General features: G+C 53.8%; 17 protein-coding genes. 1 reads left to right on the top strand and 16 read right to left on the bottom strand.

Annotated elements, in window-relative coordinates; genetic code table 11:
- Window positions 1–94: 94 nt before the first annotated feature.
- The 8 genes from LEPIL_RS07990 to LEPIL_RS07955 form a co-directional block, all read right to left on the bottom strand.
- Window positions 95–1,147 carry an HNH endonuclease gene (locus LEPIL_RS07990; protein WP_002771666.1) on the bottom strand — a complete coding sequence of 351 codons (1,053 nt, stop codon included), beginning with the start codon at window positions 1,145–1,147 and terminating at the stop codon, window positions 95–97.
- 29 nt (window positions 1,148–1,176) lie between these two features.
- Window positions 1,177–2,028 carry a restriction endonuclease gene (locus tag LEPIL_RS21840; protein WP_002771665.1) on the bottom strand — a complete coding sequence of 284 codons (852 nt, stop codon included), beginning with the start codon at window positions 2,026–2,028 and terminating at the stop codon, window positions 1,177–1,179.
- A gap of 383 nt (window positions 2,029–2,411) precedes the next feature.
- The gene (locus tag LEPIL_RS07980; protein WP_002771663.1) at window positions 2,412–3,170 is read right to left on the bottom strand and encodes a slipin family protein; all 759 of its coding nucleotides are present in this window, start codon (window positions 3,168–3,170) and stop codon (window positions 2,412–2,414) included.
- Between the two features lie 122 nt (window positions 3,171–3,292).
- Window positions 3,293–4,747, bottom strand: a complete 1,455-nt coding sequence (locus LEPIL_RS07975) for an NfeD family protein (RefSeq protein WP_002771662.1) — start codon at window positions 4,745–4,747, stop codon at window positions 3,293–3,295.
- 32 nt (window positions 4,748–4,779) lie between these two features.
- On the bottom strand, window positions 4,780–6,411 hold the full coding sequence (locus tag LEPIL_RS07970) for a methyl-accepting chemotaxis protein (RefSeq protein ID WP_078123461.1): 1,632 nt from the start codon (window positions 6,409–6,411) through the stop codon (window positions 4,780–4,782).
- Window positions 6,412–6,515: 104 nt separating this feature from the next.
- Entirely contained in the window at window positions 6,516–10,022 is a 3,507-nt protein-coding gene (locus LEPIL_RS07965; protein WP_002771660.1) for a methylmalonyl-CoA mutase family protein, read from the bottom strand.
- Between the two features lie 71 nt (window positions 10,023–10,093).
- Window positions 10,094–11,053, bottom strand: a complete 960-nt coding sequence (locus LEPIL_RS07960; protein ID WP_002771658.1) for an MBL fold metallo-hydrolase — start codon at window positions 11,051–11,053, stop codon at window positions 10,094–10,096.
- 63 nt (window positions 11,054–11,116) lie between these two features.
- Entirely contained in the window at window positions 11,117–11,500 is a 384-nt protein-coding gene (locus tag LEPIL_RS07955) for a response regulator (RefSeq protein WP_002771656.1), read from the bottom strand.
- A gap of 102 nt (window positions 11,501–11,602) precedes the next feature.
- Between LEPIL_RS07955 and ychF the strand changes: the two genes are divergently transcribed.
- A complete protein-coding gene (gene ychF / locus LEPIL_RS07950; protein ID WP_002771653.1) occupies window positions 11,603–12,694 on the top strand; it encodes a redox-regulated ATPase YchF in 1,092 nt (363 codons plus the stop codon).
- Window positions 12,695–12,982: 288 nt separating this feature from the next.
- On the opposite strand, the gene LEPIL_RS07945 is transcribed toward ychF, so the two are convergent.
- The 8 genes from LEPIL_RS07945 to LEPIL_RS07910 all read right to left on the bottom strand — a co-directional run bounded on the left by LEPIL_RS07945 (window position 12,983) and on the right by LEPIL_RS07910 (window position 20,101).
- On the bottom strand, window positions 12,983–13,498 hold the full coding sequence (locus tag LEPIL_RS07945) for a hypothetical protein (RefSeq protein ID WP_002771651.1): 516 nt from the start codon (window positions 13,496–13,498) through the stop codon (window positions 12,983–12,985).
- A gap of 1 nt (window position 13,499) precedes the next feature.
- Window positions 13,500–13,970 (bottom strand): hypothetical protein, encoded by a 471-nt coding sequence (locus tag LEPIL_RS07940; protein ID WP_052608239.1) that lies wholly within the window; start codon window positions 13,968–13,970, stop codon window positions 13,500–13,502.
- Window positions 13,971–14,193: 223 nt separating this feature from the next.
- Window positions 14,194–15,483 carry a DUF5071 domain-containing protein gene (locus LEPIL_RS21835; RefSeq protein WP_002771647.1) on the bottom strand — a complete coding sequence of 430 codons (1,290 nt, stop codon included), beginning with the start codon at window positions 15,481–15,483 and terminating at the stop codon, window positions 14,194–14,196.
- 237 nt (window positions 15,484–15,720) lie between these two features.
- On the bottom strand, window positions 15,721–16,530 hold the full coding sequence (arsM, locus tag LEPIL_RS07930; protein WP_002771645.1) for an arsenite methyltransferase: 810 nt from the start codon (window positions 16,528–16,530) through the stop codon (window positions 15,721–15,723).
- A 145-nt stretch (window positions 16,531–16,675) separates the two neighbouring features.
- The gene (gene hgcC, locus LEPIL_RS07925) at window positions 16,676–16,984 is read right to left on the bottom strand and encodes an HgcAB-associated protein HgcC (protein WP_002771643.1); all 309 of its coding nucleotides are present in this window, start codon (window positions 16,982–16,984) and stop codon (window positions 16,676–16,678) included.
- A 64-nt stretch (window positions 16,985–17,048) separates the two neighbouring features.
- Window positions 17,049–18,446 (bottom strand): sodium/proline symporter, encoded by a 1,398-nt coding sequence (locus tag LEPIL_RS07920; protein ID WP_002771641.1) that lies wholly within the window; start codon window positions 18,444–18,446, stop codon window positions 17,049–17,051.
- A gap of 6 nt (window positions 18,447–18,452) precedes the next feature.
- The gene (locus LEPIL_RS07915; RefSeq protein ID WP_002771639.1) at window positions 18,453–19,283 is read right to left on the bottom strand and encodes an SAM-dependent methyltransferase; all 831 of its coding nucleotides are present in this window, start codon (window positions 19,281–19,283) and stop codon (window positions 18,453–18,455) included.
- Complete coding sequence (locus tag LEPIL_RS07910) at window positions 19,280–20,101, bottom strand: glycine/sarcosine N-methyltransferase (RefSeq protein WP_002771637.1); 822 nt, start codon at window positions 20,099–20,101, stop codon at window positions 19,280–19,282. The genes LEPIL_RS07915 and LEPIL_RS07910 overlap by 4 nt, the downstream gene beginning before the upstream one ends.
- Window positions 20,102–20,119 lie beyond the last annotated feature (18 nt).

The following is a 20,119-nucleotide window of genomic DNA, read 5'->3' as shown; positions in this document are numbered from 1 at the left end:
AGCGAGCAGCGACGAAAGGAGCGAAGACCAAGGCGCCACGACAGTGGAGCCGCAGCGTGAAATCGACAGTTATGCGAAGGCGTCACCGAGGTGTTCACAGGGACCTCATATAGTCGCTAAGGTTGTAATCCTTCCGATTGCGCCAGTCGCAAATAACCCCAACAAAAGAACCTCTTGGTGCTGGATCTGTGGCCAATCTAATTACGAGGTTGAAAGAGCCATAGAAATTCAGCAGAGCGAGATGTCCTTGGTCATTTGCAGGGAAGATAAAGACTCGGTGCGAGTGTAATGGAAATGCAACATTGATGTGTGTATTTAATGGTGCATGGCTTGCGTCGAGCAGCGAGACGAAACTGTTCTCTCCCCCGGATGCAATGAATTGGCGAATACCGTTGAATTGCTGTTGGCGACAAAATTCTGGGGAATTCAGATAGCAGAGGGCATTAAAGGCGATTTTGGCAGAGACTCTTTCAAATGCTTTGATATTGAATCCGAATTGCTGTCGGCTTTGTACTTGAGCTTTCTTGTGTTCACGTCCAGTGGTTTCAACCAGCTCTCCTTTCCGGAGTAGGTCCAAGTATTCGAGCACCACGGAGACTGAACTGCGTTCCCGCGCACAGAGATAGTATTTGTTCTCCCAAAAACCAAAGTAGATTTCGTCTTCTTGGAGGAGTTCATCTGTTAGGTGTACATACTTACTACTATCTGTAAAACCACGCATAGCTTTCGAGAAATCTGCCAATTGGGTGTCTACATTTCCATGCCGTGGATCAAGGACAACTGCTACAGTGTCCGGTCCCAGAAAGCGAAATTGCGGGATCTGAAAAGGGATTCCAGTCTGCATAACCCCGAGAGATTTTTCATCGGAATCATCAGTGAAGGCCATTAAGTGAACCAATGAGGATGTTGCATCATTCGGATTGAGTGAACCTCGCTTACCTGGACCGTAAAACTGTCGTGGTAGACCGATGAAGGAATTTCGCATGAAATCGAGCTCGAGTGGTGAGAAAATTTCCGTATTGCATTTGTCACAGACTGTGCCAACGGGCAGCTGAAATATACCCCCTAGACCTGCCGGGAAAACATGCTCTTGGGAAGTAAAGGTAACGGTGGGTTCGGTCGCATCACAATATAAACATTTGTTCATCCTAACCTCTACTTAGGCGACGTGATAATTCATTCAATGATCTTTCTTTGTTTTGAAAACAGATGGCTCGTGTCATCGTGGAGATTTTTTAATACGTATTCTGGAAAATCATCCCGTTCAAATTTGTGAACTTCTGATGAACGAGATACAGAGTATTCAGCCCTTGTTCCCCTTATTTTAAGAAATGGTAATCTATCAGAATTAGTTTTTATAAATGTATCTCGATCAACGAAAACTTCTTTTTCCGTTGGTGGCAATTCATAAAATCCTGTCTCCAATCCGCTATTGATTAGATCATACAAATTTGAATAGGTATTGAGGTTAGAGTCGAGGAGGGAGATTTCATCGGTATCCCCATCAATTTGTATTTTGTCTAATTCTTCAGGCGATATATTTCTCTGCTCTATTTCTTTTTTAAACCAATGGCTGTCCGTTAAGACTCCAATTACTTTTGTCATGGGGAAAAAGCCATTGATTTGAATCTCAACACTTTTTACCCTTGTGCCAATTTCATGCCTTGATGGTTCTCTTAATTCATACAGCAAAATTCCATGGGCATTAGCGTAATCAACAGAACCGGATTGATATCCTTTCTGTGTTACAAAGATTCCGCGTGGTTGTCCTGGGATATCATCTAAGACGGATTTAAATTTTAGTAATTCTCCTTGATCAACGCGAGAATTCCAGTGTTTTGCCTGTACTATTGTTTGATAAGTAACACCAGCAATCTTGAATTCCCAGAAAACATCAATTTGGTGAGAAGTAGTTTTTCCAGGAATTATAATGTCATGCTCGACTCTGAGGTTTTCGACAGAATCCTGAGATAGGATCTCCTTGAAAATATCCTTGGTTAGAATTTCATATTCTGTGCCGGGTTTCATATTTCATTCTCATCTATTGTCGCTTTCGCATAACTTGTTCTATACGCATTCGCTTAATCCCGCGTTATCCGCATGCGTATAATCCGTCCCGCCCGGCGTCTTCCCCGCCTACGCACAATCCGCCCGTCCCCGTGTTTCCCGCATGCGCACAATCCGCCCTTCCCGCCCTATTTCCCGCATGCGTATAATCCCCGCCCGGAACGCATTACCCGCAACCCGGCGTACATGGCTTGCCCGCGCGCCCCTCCGGACACACCAATCCGCCCCACGCTCCAATCGCACAGGCTCTGTCTGATTCTGTCAAGGAAGTTTTACTGGAAGTCCCGATCAGAAGTCGCCGCTGATTTCGTTTTTGAGTTCGAAATCAGCGGCCTGCGTTAAGATTACTTCTTTTTGCCGAGGCTGTCGATGATGCCGCTCAGCATCTCGACGGGCAGGGGAAAGACGATCGTGGAGTTTTTGTCGGCCGAGATCTCGACCAGCGTCTGCATATAACGCAGCTGGATGGCGACAGGATGCTGCTCGATGACGGCGGCAGCGTCAGAAAGCTTCTGCGATGCTTGGAATTCGCCTTCGGCCGAGATGATCTTTGCACGGCGTTCGCGCTCCGCTTCGGCCTGACGGGCCATGGCTCGTTGCATCTCTTGCGGCAGGTCGATATGCTTGAGTTCGACGAGAGAGACCTTGATGCCCCAGGCGTCGGTCTGCCGGTCGAGAACGGTCTGCAGATGCTCGTTGATCTTTTCTCGTTCAGATAGGATCTCGTCGAGCTCCGACTCGCCCAGAATCGAACGCAGCGTCGTCTGGGCGAGCTGCGATGTGGCATAGAGAACGTCCTCCACCTCGATGACGGCGCGCTGTGCGTCCATCACTCGAAAGTATACGACGGCGTTCACCTTCGTCGTAACGTTATCCTTCGTGATGATATCTTGCGGAGGAACGTCCATGGCCACGGTGCGCAGACTGACCTTCTCCATCTTATCGATGAAGGGAATCAGGATGATCAGACCGGGACCCTTGACGTTTGAGAAGCGACCGAGACGAAAGACCACACCTCGCTCGTATTCTTTAAGAACGCGGATGGCCTGCGAGAAAAACAGCACAGTCGCCGCGACGATCAGTATTATCGGATAGAGACCCATTTGATACTCCTTTGTTATTCTTGTTTATACGTTATCTCTGCAAATCTGTATCTGACGCTGGGGCACATCTCATCCTTCATCATATGAAAGATGCGAGCGCCCGCCGGAACCGGAGCGCTTCGTTAACCGTTCTTCTCTTCGGTGATGACCTTCACGAAAAGAAGCATGCCGTCGCGGCGCACGGGTCGGATGGTTGATCCGACGGCGATGACGCTTCCGTCTTCGGAGCGTGCATTCCAGTATTCGCCATGAATAAAGATCCGTCCATCGTTTTCGCGCACCTCGTGTATGACCTTGCCCGTTTCTTGAAACAGCGCCTCTTCGCCGCTGACGGGCGTGCGTCGCATCGCCTGCGCCGCTTTATATACGAGAAAGAGCGATACGAGCATGGCCAGGCCCGATGTCGTAAGCGCCGTCATGAGCGAAACGCTGGCCACATCGTCGCCCGATTTCGCCATAAGAATCGAGCCAAGAAGGATGCTGATGGCGCCGGCTATACTCAGCATGCCATAACTGATGATCTTTACTTCCAGTATGAAGAAAAGGAATCCAAGCAGTATCAATCCAAAGCCGGCCCAGTTAACGGGCAGCGTCTGCATTGCATAGAGGCCGAGGATCAGGCAGATCGATCCGATGACGCCTGGAAAGATCGAACCGGGATACTGAATCTCGGCCATAATGCCGACGATGCCGATCATCATCAGAATATAGGCAAGGTTCGGATCAGCGATCAAAAGAAGCAGTCGGTCGCGAAAGTCGTCTTCAACATCGACGACCGTCGCCTCTTTCAGCGAGAGCGTGATCGTTCCGTCCGTCATGCGTACCGTGCGTCCTTCGATCTGCTGTAGAAGCTCCGTCTCGCTGATGGCAAGCACGTCGATGGCGCGCAGGCGCAAGGCCTCGGTCGATGTGACGTTCTCGGCTCGTGTGATGGTGCTTTCTGCAAACGAGGCGTTGCGTCCGTGAAACTCCGCAAGCCCGCGGATCTGCGCTATGGCATGATGAAGCAGCTTGCGCTTCATGTTTAATGCATCGTCGGCGCCGGCCTCTTCGGGAATGCGATCCGTCTTCTCGCCAGGAGCGGGCTTTTCCTGTCCGCCGGGCGACATCTGCACGGGCGTCGCCGAGCCGATATTCGTCGCCGGTGCCATCGCCGCTACGTGCGAGGCCATGAGAATATAGACGCCGGCCGATCCGCATGAGGCGCCAGGAGGCGACACATACGTGATGACGGGAACCTTTGAGTTGATGATATCGCGGATCATCTCATCCATCGACGCCATCAGCCCGCCCGGCGTATCAAGCGTCACAAGCAGGGCGACGGCCGATGGATCGTTGTTGCCGGCAACGCGCAGCTCCGTCGCCTTTTCATTCGCCTTTTCGACGGCCCGGCGCAACGTGCCCATCGTCGCCGGCGTAATCGCCCCTTTAATCGAGACGCGATACAGATACTTCTCGGCGGCGGGCTGCTCGGCCATGGTGCCGACGGGCAAAAGAGCAAGAAGCAGGGCGGCGAGAAGCAACCGGGCAGGCGATAACGGTGCGAACGACAATCGGGCGATCAGGAAGCGATTCATCGCTCCTACTATAGGGTACGAATGCCCGCCTGTCAAACGCGAAAGCTGGCGACCGTCTGCCTCAGAACCTTTGCCGCTTCGTCGGTCGATGTCGCCGCTTCTTCCAACGACATAGCATCTTTTAATCCGTTCTGCGTCGTCTGGCTGATCGAGCTGATACGGCGGGCTACGTCTGATGAGGCGGTCGCAGCCTCAGAGATGGATTTAGCCACTTCTTTCACGGTAACGGATTGCTCTTCGGCCGCTCCGGCGATGCCGGTGCTGATCTCCTGCAGGCTTAACGATCCTTTACGCACCTCGGTGACGATGGACAGCGTTTCCTGTACCTTTTTCTGGATCTCTTTCATGCGGTCGCGAACCGTTTCTGCCGCCTTGCCTGCCTGCTGCGAAAGGGCCTTTACTTCGCCGGCGACGACGGCAAATCCCTTGCCGGCCTCACCGGCGGCCGCAGCCTCAATCGTAGCATTGAGAGCGAGCAGATTCGTCTGCGCCGCGATAGACTGAATCGTGTCGACGACCTCTCCGGCATGTTTGGCCGAGGCCGAAAGAGAGGTAACGGCCTCGGTTGCGCGGTCGATCTCTGATCGGGAATCCTTAACGAGCGTATTCGCACCCGAGGCCTGTGATGCGACTTCATGCATGGAGATGCTCAGCTCTTCGACCGAAGAGGCAAGGAATTGCAGCGAACGATTCATCTCTTCGGCTCCTGAGGCGATCTCAACTGCATCCATGGAGATGTGTCCGCTGCCTTCTTTCAGATTGGCCGCGCTCTTTCTTGTTTCGGCGGAATTGGCTTCAAGCCGTTCGCTGGCCTCGCCGATCTGGCCGATGATGCCGGCCGTGTTGATCATGAGGTTCAGCATGGCCTTCTGGATTTCTCCGATCTCGTCGTTGCGATCGTGCTTGAGCTGAACGGTCAGATCGCCCGTAGCCATTCGGTTCCCGAGCTTTGCCGTGTGTAAGATGGGCTCGACAATGATGCGTTTCAGATGCAGGGCCGCTGCAATGGCGACCCCGCCGCAGAGGAGCGAACACAACAGGCCGGTCAGAAAGTGGAACCTGGCGATCCCCACAGTCAGCGGACAGAAAAGCGCAACGGCGGCCGCAAAAAGGAACAGTCTTCCAGAAATAGAAAGCCTGTGTCGGTTAGAAGGAGGCAGCTCCTCTTTACCCGAAAGGATCGCCGAGTAAAGTCGTTCGGCCTTCTGTCGCGTCTCTTCGTCGGGCTTTCTTCGCACCGAGATATAACCGACGACCTCGCCGTTTTCTCTGCGAGGGGCGACGTTCGCATCGACCCAGTAATGGTTGCCCGATAGAGCTCTGTTAACTACGATCCCTCTCCAGGGATTGCCCGCCTGAATCGTCTGCCATAGATCGTAGAAGGCGCTTCGCGGCATAGCCGGATGTCGTATGATGCTGTGCGGCTTGCCGAGAAGATCGTGAACCGTCGACTCCGAAATATGGGCGAATCTGTCGTTTGCATACGTTATACGCCCGTTCAGATCGGTTTTCGTGATCAGTGTCGTGCCCGCATCCATGCGGTTCTCAACACCGCTCAATTCTGTCTCAACTTTCTTCTGTTCTTTGTCCCGGGGGATCTTCTTTCTACGAGCGCGAAGTAACGCAGACGTCCGATTCAGCATAACGCATAAGACGTCTAACATCTTTTCTTAGAAAGAATAATCCGCCTGCTCGCAAAAAATTGTGAGAGTTCGCAAGTAAGCGGTTCTTATTGAGACAGCCTTCGACTGTGTATGCGGCGCCCGCTTTACATGCTTCTTCGGTATTCTCCGCCGGCCCTGTAAAGCGTATGCGTCATCTGGCCCAGCGTCGCCGTCTTTGCCGTTTCGAGAAGAGCGGTGAAGACGTTCTCGCCGGCCATCGCCGTGCGCTGCAGGCGTTCGAGGGCAGCCGTCGTTTCGTCGGCGAAGCGTGCCTGACAGGCGTCGCGCTGCTCGATCTGTCGCAGCTTTTCGTCGTCGGTCGATCGCACGATCTCGGGCGGCAGCACAGTCGGCGAACCCGACGGATCAAGAAACGTATTCACGCCGATCAGCGGAAGCTGGCCGCTGTTCTTGAGCGTCTCGTAATGCATCGATTCTTCCTGGATGCGATTGCGCTGATACATCGTCTCCATGGCGCCAAGCACGCCGCCGCGATCCGACAGGCGCAGGAATTCGGCGAAGACGGCCTCTTCGACTAAATCGGTCAGCTCTTCGATGATAAAGCTGCCCTGAAGCGGATTCTCGTTCTTCGCAAGCCCCAGCTCGCGGTTGATGACAAGCTGGATGGCGACGGCGCGGCGCACCGACTCCTCTGTCGGAGTCGTAATCGCCTCGTCGTAGGCGTTTGTATGCAGCGAATTACAGTTATCATAGATGGCGTATAACGCCTGCAGCGTCGTGCGGATGTCGTTGAAGCTGATCTCCTGCGCATGCAGCGATCGGCCCGACGTTTGAATATGATACTTGAGCATCTGACTGCGTTCGTTGCCGCCGTAGCGATGCTTTATCGCCATCGCCCAGATGCGCCGTGCGACGCGACCGATCACCGAGTATTCCGGATCCATGCCGTTTGAAAAGAAGAACGACAGATTCGGAGCGACCTCGTCGATATGCAGTCCGCGCGAAAGATAGTATTCGAGATACGTGAAGCCGTTCGACAGCGTGAAGGCAAGCTGGCTGATCGGATTCGCTCCGGCCTCGGCGATATGGTATCCCGACACCGAAACCGAATAGAAATTGCGGATGCGATTCTTCGAGAAGAACTCCTGTATATCGCCCATCATACGCAGAGCGAACTCGATCGAGAAGATGCACGTATTCTGCGCCTGATCTTCTTTAAGAATATCGGCCTGCACCGTTCCGCGAAGATGGCCGAGCGTGTTCGCTTTAATCTTCTCGTAAACGTCGCGCTCAAGCAACCGGTCGCCTGTGATGCCAAGAAGGGCAAGGCCGAGGCCGTCATGACCGGGCGGCAGATCGCCGTGATATACGGGGCGCTTCTGATTCATCGCCCGATAGATCTCATCGATCTTGCGATTCGCCTCTTCAAGCATGCCGTTTTCGCGTAAGTATATCTCGCATTCCTGATCGACGGCGGCATTGAAATAAAAGGCCAGGATCATCGGCGCCGGACCGTTAATCGTCATCGACACCGACGTCCGCGGATCACAGAGCCGGAAGCCCGAATACAGACGCTTGGCGTCGTCTAACGAACAGACCGAAACGCCCGAATTACCCACCTTGCCGAAGATATCGGGGCGTCGATCGGGATCTTCGCCGTACAGCGTAACGGAATCAAAGGCCGTCGACAGACGCACGGCCGGCATGCCCTGCGAAAGATAGTGAAAACGTCGGTTGGTGCGTTCCGGCCCGCCTTCACCCGCAAACATGCGAATCGGATCCTCTTCAGATCTCTTGAACGGATAGATGCCGGCCGTAAACGGAAACTCTCCCGGAAAGTTCTCGCTGCGCGACCAGCGCACGATCTCCCCTGAATCGGCGAAACGCGGCACGGCGATCTTCGGAATCTGCAGTCCTGATAACGACGTCGTATAATTCGGCACGCGAATCTCGCGATCCCTGACCTTATACACCGACTCCGGCGCTCGATAGGCGGCCACCTTCTCGGGAAAGCTTCGAATGATTTCAAGAACGTCGGAGGGAATACGCTCGCGAAGCGCCTCGGCCCTTTGCTCAAGGGCGCTGATGAGCTCGGTTCCGCCATCGCTGCGGGCTTCCTCTTTAATAAGACCGATCGTTTTTTCGATCGATTGCAGCTGGCCGGCAAGGGCGCTTAACTCTGCCGTCTCTTTGCGATAGCGCTCGGCATCGTCGACGATCTCTTGTAAATAATGCACTCTGCGTTGTGGAATCAGGGCGCCCGTCTGTAAGATGCTTGCTCGATCGCTTCTCGTGCGCTTTTCTGCAAGGCTGCCGGTCAGCGTCACAAGCGCCTCGAAAAGGCGGTCCGTACCCGGATCGCTGAAACGAGAGGCCGTCGTGCCATAGACGGGCATGCGTTCCAGAGGCTCGTGAAACAGCTGTCGGTTGCGCTGGTATTGCTTGCGCACGGCCTGCAGGGCGTCTTCGGCGCCGCGGCGATCCGACTTGTTCAGGGCGATCAGATCGGCGTAGTCAAGCATACCGATCTTCTCAAGCTGCGTCGAGGCCCCGTATTCGGGCGTCATCACGTATAACGTCATATCGGCGATCTCTGACACCGCAGAGTCGGCCTGGCCGATGCCCGCCGTCTCAAGCAGGATCAGATCGAAGCCGGCCGCCCTGTAGCAGCGCAGAAAATCCGAGGCGAGGGAGGATAACCCATCATGCTCCCCGCCCGTCGCCAGAGAGCGCATGAAAACACGGCTGTCGGCGATCGAATTCATGCGAATACGGTCGCCAAGCAGCGCACCGCCCGTCTTCTTGCGCGTCGGATCAATCGAAAGAATGGCGATGCGGATGTCGGCGAAGTCGTTAAGAAAGCGCCGCACCAGCTCGTCGGTTAACGAAGATTTGCCCGATCCGCCAGGCCCCGTGATGCCAAGAACGGGTGGCCGGTTCGAACCGGCGGGCAGACTGGAAGGATCGCCGCTTCTCAGGAATTCGGCTAACGCTATGGCCTCGGGCGAATCCGCCTTCAACGCAGCCGAGGCGGCCGCCCCGGTCGACGCAGCGTGGCGGGTCGCTGATTGTGCTTCGTTAGCCGCATCTCCTGCATGGCCGGACGACAGCTTCTCGATCGTCGTTAACACTCGCGAAAGGGCAGCCGCATCTTTGCGTCTGGCCGCTTCGATATCGCCCGGCTGCATGCCCGGACGCTCTTTCGCGCAGCGCTCGACGACGTCGACGGCCATGCCCACAAGACCGAGCGATCGGCCGTCATCGGGATGATAGATGCGTTCGATGCCGTAGTTCTGCAGCTCTGCGATCTCAGAGGGCAGGATCGTTCCGCCGCCGCCTCCGAAGATGCGAATATGGCCGGCATCTTTCTGCCGTAGAAGATCATACATGTAGCGGAAGAACTCGTTATGGCCGCCCTGATAGGAGGTGAGGGCGATGGCATGCACGCCTTCTTCGATGGCCGCGTCGACGATCTCTTCAGCTCCGCGGTTGTGTCCGATATGGATGATTTCTGCGCCCTGATCCTGAAGCAGTCGCCGGATCAGATGGATGGCCGCATCATGGCCGTCAAAAAGCGACGCTGCGGTCAGAATGCGCAGGCGCTCGGTCGTGCCCGCTGAATGGGCGGTTTTCTGTGTTTCTAATTGCATGAATACTCCCCGCACGGTGGCGTACGGCAACAGTGCTGAACGTTGACGTCAATGTCAACAAAAACGGAGGCTCAGACCATGAGCTCAAGGCCTTCGTAGGCGATGTGAATCTCGAGATTGCTCTCGCCCTCGATATCCATCATCTCTTTATAGCGGATCGCCCGCATATAAACCTCGTCGAGCTTTTCATCTGTATAAGAGGGATCATGATGAAAGAGCACAAGCTTTTTTACGCCGGCCTTCATCGCAATATCGGTGGCGATTGATGCCGACGAATGGCCCCAGTCGATCTTCTGCAGCTGCTCTTCGAACGTATACTGCGTATCAAAGATCAGAATATCGGCGCCGCGAAAGTAATCGAGGGAGGCCTCGAGGTTCTCCATCTCATCGGCTCGAAACTCCGCATCCGACCCGAAGATCAGAACCTTACCGTCTTCTTCAAGGCGATAGGACCACGATCCGCCCGGATGCCGCATGCTATGCGTGCTGATATTGATACCGTGCAGCTGCCACGTCTCGTCGGGCTGATGTTGATGAAAGATCTTCTTCGCCTGAAGGCCTTCGAAGGCGACAGGAAAATGCTCGAAGTCATGCTGATAACGCATGCGGTTCTCGAAATGATCCGAGACGGCGTGAATATGAAAGGTATTGCCTTCGATGTAGGCGGGTACGAAAAACGGAAATCCCTGGATATGATCCCAGTGCGAATGTGTGAAGAGAAAATGGCATTCTCCTTTGCCGTCGCCGAACTCGTCGGCCATCATGCGATTGCCGAGATCGCGAAGCCCCGTGCCTGCATCGATAATCATCAGATCGTTGGATTTCGAACGTATCTCGAGGCAGGTCGTATTGCCGCCGTAGGTCTGTGTGAGTGAGAACGGCAACGAGCGCAAGAAGCGTTCTACCGAACTTTCGTCGAGAATATCAGAAGGCGAGGCCAGGGTGAGGATGCGCTTCATCTTCTCGCGAATCGCAAAGCCGCGAACCGGCGAAGGAATGGAACCGCGCACTCCCCAGAATTTCACCTTCATGACGGCCCACAATGTGCACCGTGCTCAGAAATGGAAGGATTTTTTGCAGATATGGCAAGAGGATCAGGCCGACGCCTGATGCAATCCGAGCACCATACGCAGACGTTCGCGCGTCGCCGGGTCGTTGATCTCGCTTTTTCCAAATCCGCGGATGGCGCCGTGCCGGACGGCCTCTTCCTGCGCTTCGACGTAATTCGAGATGAGCATGATGGGAATATGCTTGAGTTCGGGGTCGGCCTGCATGGCCTTTACGAGATCCAGGCCGTCTGTGTAGTCCTCGTCGATCTTGCGGTTCACAAGCACGAGATCGTAACGCCTTTCGCGTAACTTCTCAAGGGCGATGGCCGGCAGAGTGACCTTCTCGATTTCGGCGCCGACCGAAGTAACCAGACGTGCAAGGGAGGAATGGTCAGGGCGGCACTGACCCACATCAAGAACGATTTTCATAGCGATAGACCAAAGAAAACCAGGGGGCTTCGCTGCGCCCTTTCTTTTTCGTTTGGCTGCGTCGCTTCTCGCCGAAAACTGGCCCTTCACTGGAGGCAATCTGTGCTACGCTGCGGTATCGTTGGACTTCCGAACGTCGGTAAGTCGACCATCTTTAATGCTCTGACAAAGGCCGGGGCCCAATCGGCGAACTATCCGTTCTGCACGATCGAGCCGAACGTCGGCCGGGTCGATGTGCCCGATCCGCGCATGGATAAGCTCATCGAGGTCGTAAAGCCGAAAGGCATCGTGCCTGCCTTCATGGAATTCGTCGATATCGCCGGCCTCGTCGAAGGGGCTCATAAAGGCGAAGGCCTCGGTAATAAATTCCTCACGCATATCAGAGAGACGCATGCCATCGCTCACGTCGTGCGCTGCTTCGACGACGGACAGATCATCCACGTGCGCGGCAAGGTGGAGCCTCTGGAAGACATCCGCATCATCGATCTTGAACTGATTCTCGCCGACATGGAAACGATCGAGAAGCTCATGCAGAAGCATGAGAAGAAGGCGAAGTCTGGCGACAAAGATGCGGCGAAGCGTTACGATTTCGCGAAAAAGGTGATGGCCGTTCTCGAAGACGAGAAGCCGGCTCGATCGTTATCCTACACCGAAGAAGAGGAGCTTCTGCTGAAAGAGATCGCTCTTCTTACGGCCCGTCCGGTGCTCTATGTACTGAACGTCGACGAAGACTCGCTGAGCAAAGGCAACGCCTTCACCGAACAGGTTATAGCACATGCGAAGAAAGAAGGCAGTGGATACGTCATGCTCTGCGGTCGCATCGAAGAAGAGCTCGCCTCTCTGCCGCCCGAAGAACAGAAAGAGTATCTGGAATCGCTTGGCGTCGAAGAATCCGGTCTGCATCGCATGATCCGCGAGGCCTACAGCCTTCTCGGTTACATTACGTTTTTCACGGCGGGCGAGGTCGAGGTGAGGGCGTGGACGATCCGGCGCGGCACCAACGCACAGGACGCCGCAGGCGAGATCCACAGCGACATCTCGCGCGGCTTCATCCGCGCGGAGGTGACGTCGTACGCCGATTTCGATAAATACGGCACGATGAACGCCGCGAAAGAGGCCGGACGCCTGCGCCTGGAAGGAAAGGAATACATCGTCCAGGACGGAGACATCTGCTACTTCCGGTTTAACGTTTAACCGCCGATACCTTGATGCTTACGACGTCGGCGGCAAGAGCGGCGACGCTTTCAAATTGTGTTAGCACTGCTATTCATTGAACCGATGTTTTCAACGACAGAGTATTCCTTTATAGGATAGGTCTTAAAGGTGACTCCAGAGGGAACGTGATTTCTATCGTGGCCTATGGAATTCTACGCCATCAGGCGAGTACTCGTCGATCGTGGGTTTTACGAAGGCGAGATCACAGGTATTCAATAGAATAAACCGGCTTTCAACACTGCTTTGTGCGGGCGAATCCCGGTGAGGCTATACGGCAGAAACTGAGATAGAAAGAAAAGACGCAATTTCCTGGATCTCGGGCGCATTTCTGGCGATACTTTCCAGTTCCTTCGTTGATAGGCCATCAATATATTCATAGTAATCATCTTCCGAAGCTATGCCTTTTAGATCGTAGAGACCTTGCCTTGGTGCGAGATGAATTTTTTCTACTGTTCCCTTGGTAACCATGTACTCATTATAGAAAAAAACTCTTTCGAATTCCGGAATCATCTGAACGAGTAAGAAGCGGTTTCTATCGGGTTTTGCTAAGTAATCGTTAACGAATTGACGCCCTTCATCAATTTTCCCTGGATCAAGGGAATCACTGTCGATAACAAGAACAACGCGCCTGTTCGGACTGAGAAGAGCCGAACGGGCGTACGATATGGCCGCATTTTTTCCAGACGCAGCAAATCCAGAAAAGCTAATCGATGGCAGGACTCCAAGAATCCTTTCCAGGGCATACAAATCGTGTTTGCTTTCGGTGATTGCGATGGGCTTCACTTCATTCCTCGACCATGATATTATAGTCAGAAATTCCACGCATTTGAGCTTGTCTGAGTTTTGCCTTCATGCCTGCGCGAAAATATTGCTTCTTCAATGCGTATTCTATTTCGTCCACATTCCACAAAAGCACTGTTCTGGGGAACGTAAAATTTGCAAGAACAAGAGCCGGCTCGGTGAACTCGCTCGTTGCGAAAATGGCCCCTACATCAGAAGAGGGCCTGCGGTTAAGTCGAGCGACCATTTTGGCAATCGGATCAAAAAACACATTGTGGCTGGGAGTGTCCTTGCACTCACACAGAAAACCTGTTCCTTCAATTTCTATAAATCCATCAATCTGCTCAATAACATTTCCAAGGAGATTTACTTCAAAGGCATATTCTACCCGGCATTGCTCCAATTCAAAGGATCGAATAATCAAGTATTCGAGGGCTTTCCCGGGAGCGAAGGCTGTCGAATCACCCCGCCGCATAGCTACCCACAATGAAAGCAGGTCATTCCGGTTCAACTTAAGATCACTTGCGGGCACCATACAACCAATTCACCATGCTATTTGATACAAAAGCCTTGAAGATCAGTCCTGTTTACTTTACATATTGTTGCTACTCGTTTGATTGTAAATCAAATTTTCAATGATGTTTTCATGGCTTCGGGACTTTTTTGAGACGGCACAAAGTTTTCCCTCTATCCCCCCATCAACCATCCTCCGCCCGTTCCAGAATCACCCTGCCTTCCTCACTGAGCCTCGCAAGAACGCCTTTATCTTCTATCAACTCCTTCAACCAGTAGATCCATACTGTATCGTCTTCGCTGTCGGCCTTACGTAGAGTCTTCTCGATCATGGCGATAAATTCGTTATCTGGTAGAGTCATGAGAAGATCGTAGATTCTTCTTGCACCGGGCCAGTTCATATCCTGTAGCCATTTTACCAGTCCTTCTTCGACGATCCACAGTCGCGGAAAGCCGATTTGCACGAGTACTCTTGCCGCATTCTCCCAGTAGCCTTTGCCTTTGTGAGGCGGAAGGAGCTTCCAGAGTTGATCGTCAGGAATTGTTAACGATAGGTGTGCGACCGCTTCTTCCTGCACCTCTTGAGGAATGGAATCGTCATAGAAGCCCGACAGCTTCTCAATCCATGCGTCTATTGTTGCATCGTCGTTTGGTGTAGCCGATTGCGTTGCAGGCTGACTGCTCCGTTGTTTGGACAGAAGATGTTTTACGATATAGACAATTCCGAATACGGGAATATGGGCTGACAGAACGTAGATACCGAGGTTTCCCATGCGGACGAACCCTCCTGGCAGCAGAGCAATGTTTATCAGTTGCAGATTCCACGATTCATCATTCCAGTTCAATGTCAGTTTAGACAATCCGATGATGATGGCTATGCTCCAGAGAATCAGGTTTTTCTGAGGGCTCTTGAAAAGCAGAAGATATGCCGACCATGCAACGATGCCCAGTGACAGTACCATAAAGCCAAGCAACATTCCATGTTTCCATGTAAAAGGCAGGGCAGATACGTTGTATAGCTTGAACCATTCATCGGCAATCGGTTGAGCCTGTAACGCCGATATCAGGAGCGGTTCATTGTCATTTTTTAAAAGAGCCATTCGAATCAGAGCAAAGCTGCCTGAAGACAGTCTGGCCTGAAAGGCGAGGTTGACCTGTGTTGTATTCCGGTTGTTGGAATGCTGAGTCACAGACCCGTATTCGATCAGAGTATACTCGCTCGCGTTGAGAAGTATTCCTCGTATCTGCTCGTTCGCTCTGTCAAAGTTCTCCGCCGCACGTGTAGCGGGAGGAGCATAGTCGGCGAAGTCTCCTTTGATCAGACGGTCCAGTGCGAATTTTACGTCCGGTTGATCACTGAGCCTGGAATAATCGATCGGCGTAGAGGCCTTCCATTGGGAGGCGATCATGTAGACGATTCCAATTCCCATCGCAAACGGAATACTCAAGATGATCATAGCGATAATTCGTCTCATTTAGCCTCCGGATGTTGAAGAATCCAATCTCAGATTTATCCACTACTTTTTGCCTGTCATATCCAGGTAAACTATTTCTCCGGATGATTCTCCGCTGTCGTGTTCTGGCTGTAAAGCATATACCTTGCGCCAGGCCAGCGACACCCGTCGCATCAGTCGGGAAAGCGACCGGTCGCCGCCGCCTGAGCGATGCTAAGAAATGCATCGTTCAGGACGGAGACGTCGGCTACTTCGGATTTAACGTTTAACCGCCGATACCTTGATGCTTACGACGTCGGCGGCAAGAGCGGCGACGCGCTCGGATGAATAACCCTGCTTTGTAGCGAGTGCTCGCAGGTCGGGATCATCGAGCCATTCGGCGGGAATACCCGATTCCTGGAGGATGCGAACATCCTTGAATCCAGCTGCCGCTATCGCTGCCGTATAATCCGCAAGCAGAGAAGCGCCGCCGACGCAGGCTCCGATCGCCGGTAGAAACGAGCTCACCTCGTCGGGCAGAGGGGATTTCACGACGATATCAGAGACCATCATACGTCCGCCCGACTTCAATACGCGAAAGGCGTCGCGAAAGACGGTCGCTTTGTCGGGAACGAGATTGATCACGCAGTTCGAGATGATCAGATCGACGGCGCCATCTGCGACAGGCAGGTTCTCGATTTCGCCGAGTCGGAACTCGACGTTCTTCACGCCTGCCTTCTCTGCGTTCGCACGAGCCCGGGCGATCATCTGCGGAGTCATGTCCACTCCGATTACCTTGCCTTCGGGCCCGACCTGTCTGGCCGCAAGAAAGGCGTCGAAGCCGGCACCCGAGCCGAGGTCGAGCACGGTTTCGCCCGTTTTGATTGATTCGCTGGCAAGCGGATTTCCGCATCCCAGTCCGAGATTGGCTCCTTCGGGAACGGCATTCATCTCTTCATGCGAGTAGCCTACAGACTCGCTGAGCTTTTCGGATTGCCGGGAAGCTGATCCGCAGCAACCGCCGCCTCCGCGTGAGGCGATACTTCCGTAGCGATCTCTCACATACTCTTTTACAGTTTCCTGATTCATACTATCCTCCGGCGACAATAGCGCCAGATCCAATAAAGGCAATTTGCTGGAATCGTCAATAAAATCAGAAAAATCAGAAAAATCAGCAATACCGGCAGATTGGACGCGGACAGCGCACGAGCGGTTCCACTCCCTCTGCCAGCCGCTATCCGACCGGGGCGACTCCAAGAAGCGGGCCGAGCAGATCCTGCACCGTGCCCGACAGGCTGTCGGCCGGAACAAGGGCAATGCAGGTGATTTTCCCGTTATTTTCGAAGCTGACGAGGGCGAGCTTATCGCCGGGCTTGATGCCTGCCTTTTCCCTGACGTCGCGGGGCAGCACCATCTGGCCTCTTTCGTCCGTGCTGACGATGGATTCGATGCGGCAGCACGGTCCGCAGGCGCTGCGGTCGCTTGAGTCCGCTGTTGAGGCCGATGAAGAGTGTGACGCTGATTTTGACGTTGTTTTTGACATACTGGCTCCCACAGGCCGTTGGGGATCGGCCTGTGGAGTCAGTAAAGTGACAGATGGCCTGTTCTCACCTCTTTTTCTGATTGAGCTGAGAAATCAGATACACAAGAAAACCGGCTGCCATACCGGGCAGCGTTTCATACACGGCATCGGAGTATCCGGGCATGGCCCGCCACAGGAATACGGCCGCCATACCGGCAACCATCATGAGAATGGACACAGGCCCCGAAACGGGGCGCCGTAAGGAATGCAGCATGATCAGCGGACCGAGCGTCGATGCAAGGATGGACCAGGAGAGAACGACGAGACCGAAGACGTTCTGGCTGCCGAAAAGCGCGATGCTTAACGTCAGAAGCGTAACAAGGGCCGTTCCCATTTTCGCGAGAATATAGTTCTTCCAGTAGCGTTCGGGCAGCAGATCCTGTGTGAAGGCCGCCGAGCAGGCGAGCACCTGTGAATCGGCCGTCGACATCGTGGCTGCAAAAAGGCCGGCAAGGATCAGCCCGATCAATATCGGATGCAGCAGCTGCGTTGAGATGATGGGCAGGGCTAACTCTGCGTCGAACGTCTCGGGATGATCGAGCAGGATGCGCGCTCCAAGGCCGACGGCGATGGCAAGCGCCGAGAAGAGCGTGTACCATAGAAAATAAACCCGCCGGGCCGTACTCATCGCTGTGACAGAGCGGATGGCCATAGCGCGAATGATGACGTGCGGCTGTCCCGTAACGCCGATGCCGGCGGCTATCCAGCTGAGAAGAAAGGCGGCAAAGCCGAACTTGAGATTTGCAGGAATCAGCGTTAACAGAGACGGATCGATTTCGGCCAGCCGTTCGATCGCTGCCGGAACGCCGCCGACCTCGACGACGATGCTGATGACAAGAAGAAGCATGGCGGCGACCATAACGACGGACTGAGCGACGTCAGTCCAGATCGAGGCGCGAATGCCTCCCGACCAGCTGTACACAAGAACGATGACGGCGCCGATGATGGCTCCGGTTTCATACTGCCATCCGAACAGCGTGTGCAGCGCTTTGGAGCCGGCATTCAACTGCGCGGCGGCATAGACGCCAAGAAAGACGATGAGAATGACGGCGGCGATGCGCATAACGGCCGGTCCGTAACGGTCGCCCGTATGGCTGAGGTACGAAGGGACGGTGGCGACGTCGCGCATCTCAGATTCGCGTCGCAGATGCGGATAGATCCATCTCCAGGCAAGATAATCGCCGGCGATCCATCCGACCATGATCCATATAGAGGATAACCCGACGGCGTAGGTATAACCGATCAGACCGATAAACATAAAGCCGCTGTTATTCGTCGCCACGGCCGAAAGAGCCGTAAAGAGCGGTGAGACGCTGCGGCCGGCGAGCAGGTAATCGTCCGTCGTCTGTTTGCTTGCTCTGATCGACGCTACGCCGATCAGAGTGAAGCAGAACAGGAAGAATAGAAAGGTGATGGCAGTCATGGCTATTCAGGAGTTGCGACTGAGTTCGATGATGCCCCAGGCGAGATCGCCTCGGTTGCCGGCATCGATCCAGTGTTGCAGGCCCATCTTCATGCGGTCGATATACTCGCCGCTGATCTTCGCGCGAAGGCGAGCATCCTGACTGTTCAGCTCTTCAAGAACGCGGCCGTAATGCACGGGAAGCTGCGGCGAAAGGTCGAGGATTCGTTCGGTCGTCATGCCGTGCTGCCTGGCAAGCCTTTGATAGAGTTCAAAGCTGCCCATCTCTTTCAGGTGAATACGATCATAGACGGGCTGCAGACGCGCCGGATCGGCCTTCTCGCTCTGCATGGGATCGGTAAAGATGAAGCGGCCTCCTGGTTTCAGTATGCGAGACACGCAGGCGAAGATCTTCTCTTTTGATCCGCTGTGAAGCATGGCATCCTGCGACCATACAAGGTCGACGGAGTGGTCGAGGATGACGGGCGGAATCTCTTCGAAAGATCCGTCGATGACGCTGATCGCTTCGGATTGTCCCGTTTCGCTGTTTCTGTTGCGATTGCGCTGATTTTCGACCTCGCTCAGGTTAAGACAGATCACACGGCAGTGAAAGCGATCGTTCAGATAGCGCGCCGCTCCGCCATAGCCCGAACCGAGGTCGAGAACGGTCGACGTTTCGTCGATTCGATTCTCGATCAAAGAGGCCATACGTTCGACGGTTAATCGGGATGCCTCGCGAATGTCCTGCGTCGTCGTATAAAGGCCGATGTGAATATCGTCGCCGCCCCATACTTCATGGTAGAAGACGTCGGCATCGGGACTGTTATAGTACTGTTTTGTGATTTCCACGGTGCTCATGGGCGCGCCTCTCCTTCGTATTCCGTGCCGTAGTATTTCTCGGCGACGTGAATGTAGAAGTCAGGCTGGTCCTGATGATGCGTTTCCTGAAAATCTCCATAGGTCGTGACTTTCTGAAATCCCACTTCGTAGAGTAGTTTGCGCATGTATTCTTTGCGTAGCGGAAACATGTTCAGGTTAAACTTCGCTCCGTCGGGGAATTCGTATACGAAACGAGCAAGGCCGTCATCCACATGCTCGGGTTCGGCGCGAACGTTCTCGCCCGCGTAATAATAGATATGTTTACTGCGAAATCCTTCGTCGAGGATCATGTCATAGTTGCGCTGATCGATGATCAAAACACCGTCATGGCGCAGCGCTGCATAAAATTCGGCGAGGGACTTGCGTCGGTCACGTTCTTCGAATAGATGTGTGAAGCTGTTTCCGAGGCAGATAACGGCGTCGTACTTGCCGTGAATATCTCGGTTTAACCATCTCCAGTCGGCCTGCACCGTGCGCAGGATGTGATCGCGTTTACGGCCGTTTGCAAAGGCGCGCGCAAGCATCGAAGGACTGCCGTCGGCGCTTGTGACTTCAAATCCCTGCTCGATGAGGCGTATGGAATGAAAGCCCGTGCCGGTGGCGACATCAAGCACCTTATGTGCGTTTCGTTCTTTCAACGTTCGCAGAAAGAAATCGCCTTCGCTATTTGCGCGGGCATCCCAGTCGATCAGTTCATCCCATTTAGAGACGAAGGACTCGATGTATTCGTTTTTGTAATGATCGGTTTCGCGTTTCGCTAACGGATTCGCTCCGTAGTTCTGTTTGCTACTGCTCATGAACAGCCTCCATAAATT

This window comes from Leptonema illini DSM 21528 (assembly GCF_000243335.1).
GTDB classification, from domain to species: domain Bacteria; phylum Spirochaetota; class Leptospiria; order Leptospirales; family Leptonemataceae; genus Leptonema; species Leptonema illini.
Note: the sequence above shows the minus strand (reverse complement) of the source record. Positions and strands in the feature narration are given on the sequence as shown.

Excerpts from the sequence above, each read along its gene's own strand:
- LEPIL_RS07990 (WP_002771666.1), bottom strand. The coding sequence starts at position 1,147 with ATGAACAAATGTTTATATTGTGATGCGACCGAACCCACCGTTACCTTT.
- LEPIL_RS21840 (WP_002771665.1), bottom strand. The coding sequence starts at position 2,028 with ATGAAACCCGGCACAGAATATGAAATTCTAACCAAGGATATTTTCAAG.
- LEPIL_RS07980 (WP_002771663.1), bottom strand. The coding sequence starts at position 3,170 with ATGGGTCTCTATCCGATAATACTGATCGTCGCGGCGACTGTGCTGTTT.
- LEPIL_RS07975 (WP_002771662.1), bottom strand. The coding sequence starts at position 4,747 with ATGAATCGCTTCCTGATCGCCCGATTGTCGTTCGCACCGTTATCGCCT.
- LEPIL_RS07970 (WP_078123461.1), bottom strand. The coding sequence starts at position 6,411 with ATGTTAGACGTCTTATGCGTTATGCTGAATCGGACGTCTGCGTTACTT.
- LEPIL_RS07965 (WP_002771660.1), bottom strand. The coding sequence starts at position 10,022 with ATGCAATTAGAAACACAGAAAACCGCCCATTCAGCGGGCACGACCGAG.
- LEPIL_RS07960 (WP_002771658.1), bottom strand. The coding sequence starts at position 11,053 with ATGAAGGTGAAATTCTGGGGAGTGCGCGGTTCCATTCCTTCGCCGGTT.
- LEPIL_RS07955 (WP_002771656.1), bottom strand. The coding sequence starts at position 11,500 with ATGAAAATCGTTCTTGATGTGGGTCAGTGCCGCCCTGACCATTCCTCC.
- LEPIL_RS07940 (WP_052608239.1), bottom strand. The coding sequence starts at position 13,970 with ATGCGGCGGGGTGATTCGACAGCCTTCGCTCCCGGGAAAGCCCTCGAA.
- LEPIL_RS21835 (WP_002771647.1), bottom strand. The coding sequence starts at position 15,483 with ATGAGACGAATTATCGCTATGATCATCTTGAGTATTCCGTTTGCGATG.
- arsM (WP_002771645.1), bottom strand. The coding sequence starts at position 16,530 with ATGAATCAGGAAACTGTAAAAGAGTATGTGAGAGATCGCTACGGAAGT.
- hgcC (WP_002771643.1), bottom strand. The coding sequence starts at position 16,984 with ATGTCAAAAACAACGTCAAAATCAGCGTCACACTCTTCATCGGCCTCA.
- LEPIL_RS07920 (WP_002771641.1), bottom strand. The coding sequence starts at position 18,446 with ATGACTGCCATCACCTTTCTATTCTTCCTGTTCTGCTTCACTCTGATC.
- LEPIL_RS07915 (WP_002771639.1), bottom strand. The coding sequence starts at position 19,283 with ATGAGCACCGTGGAAATCACAAAACAGTACTATAACAGTCCCGATGCC.
- LEPIL_RS07910 (WP_002771637.1), bottom strand. The coding sequence starts at position 20,101 with ATGAGCAGTAGCAAACAGAACTACGGAGCGAATCCGTTAGCGAAACGC.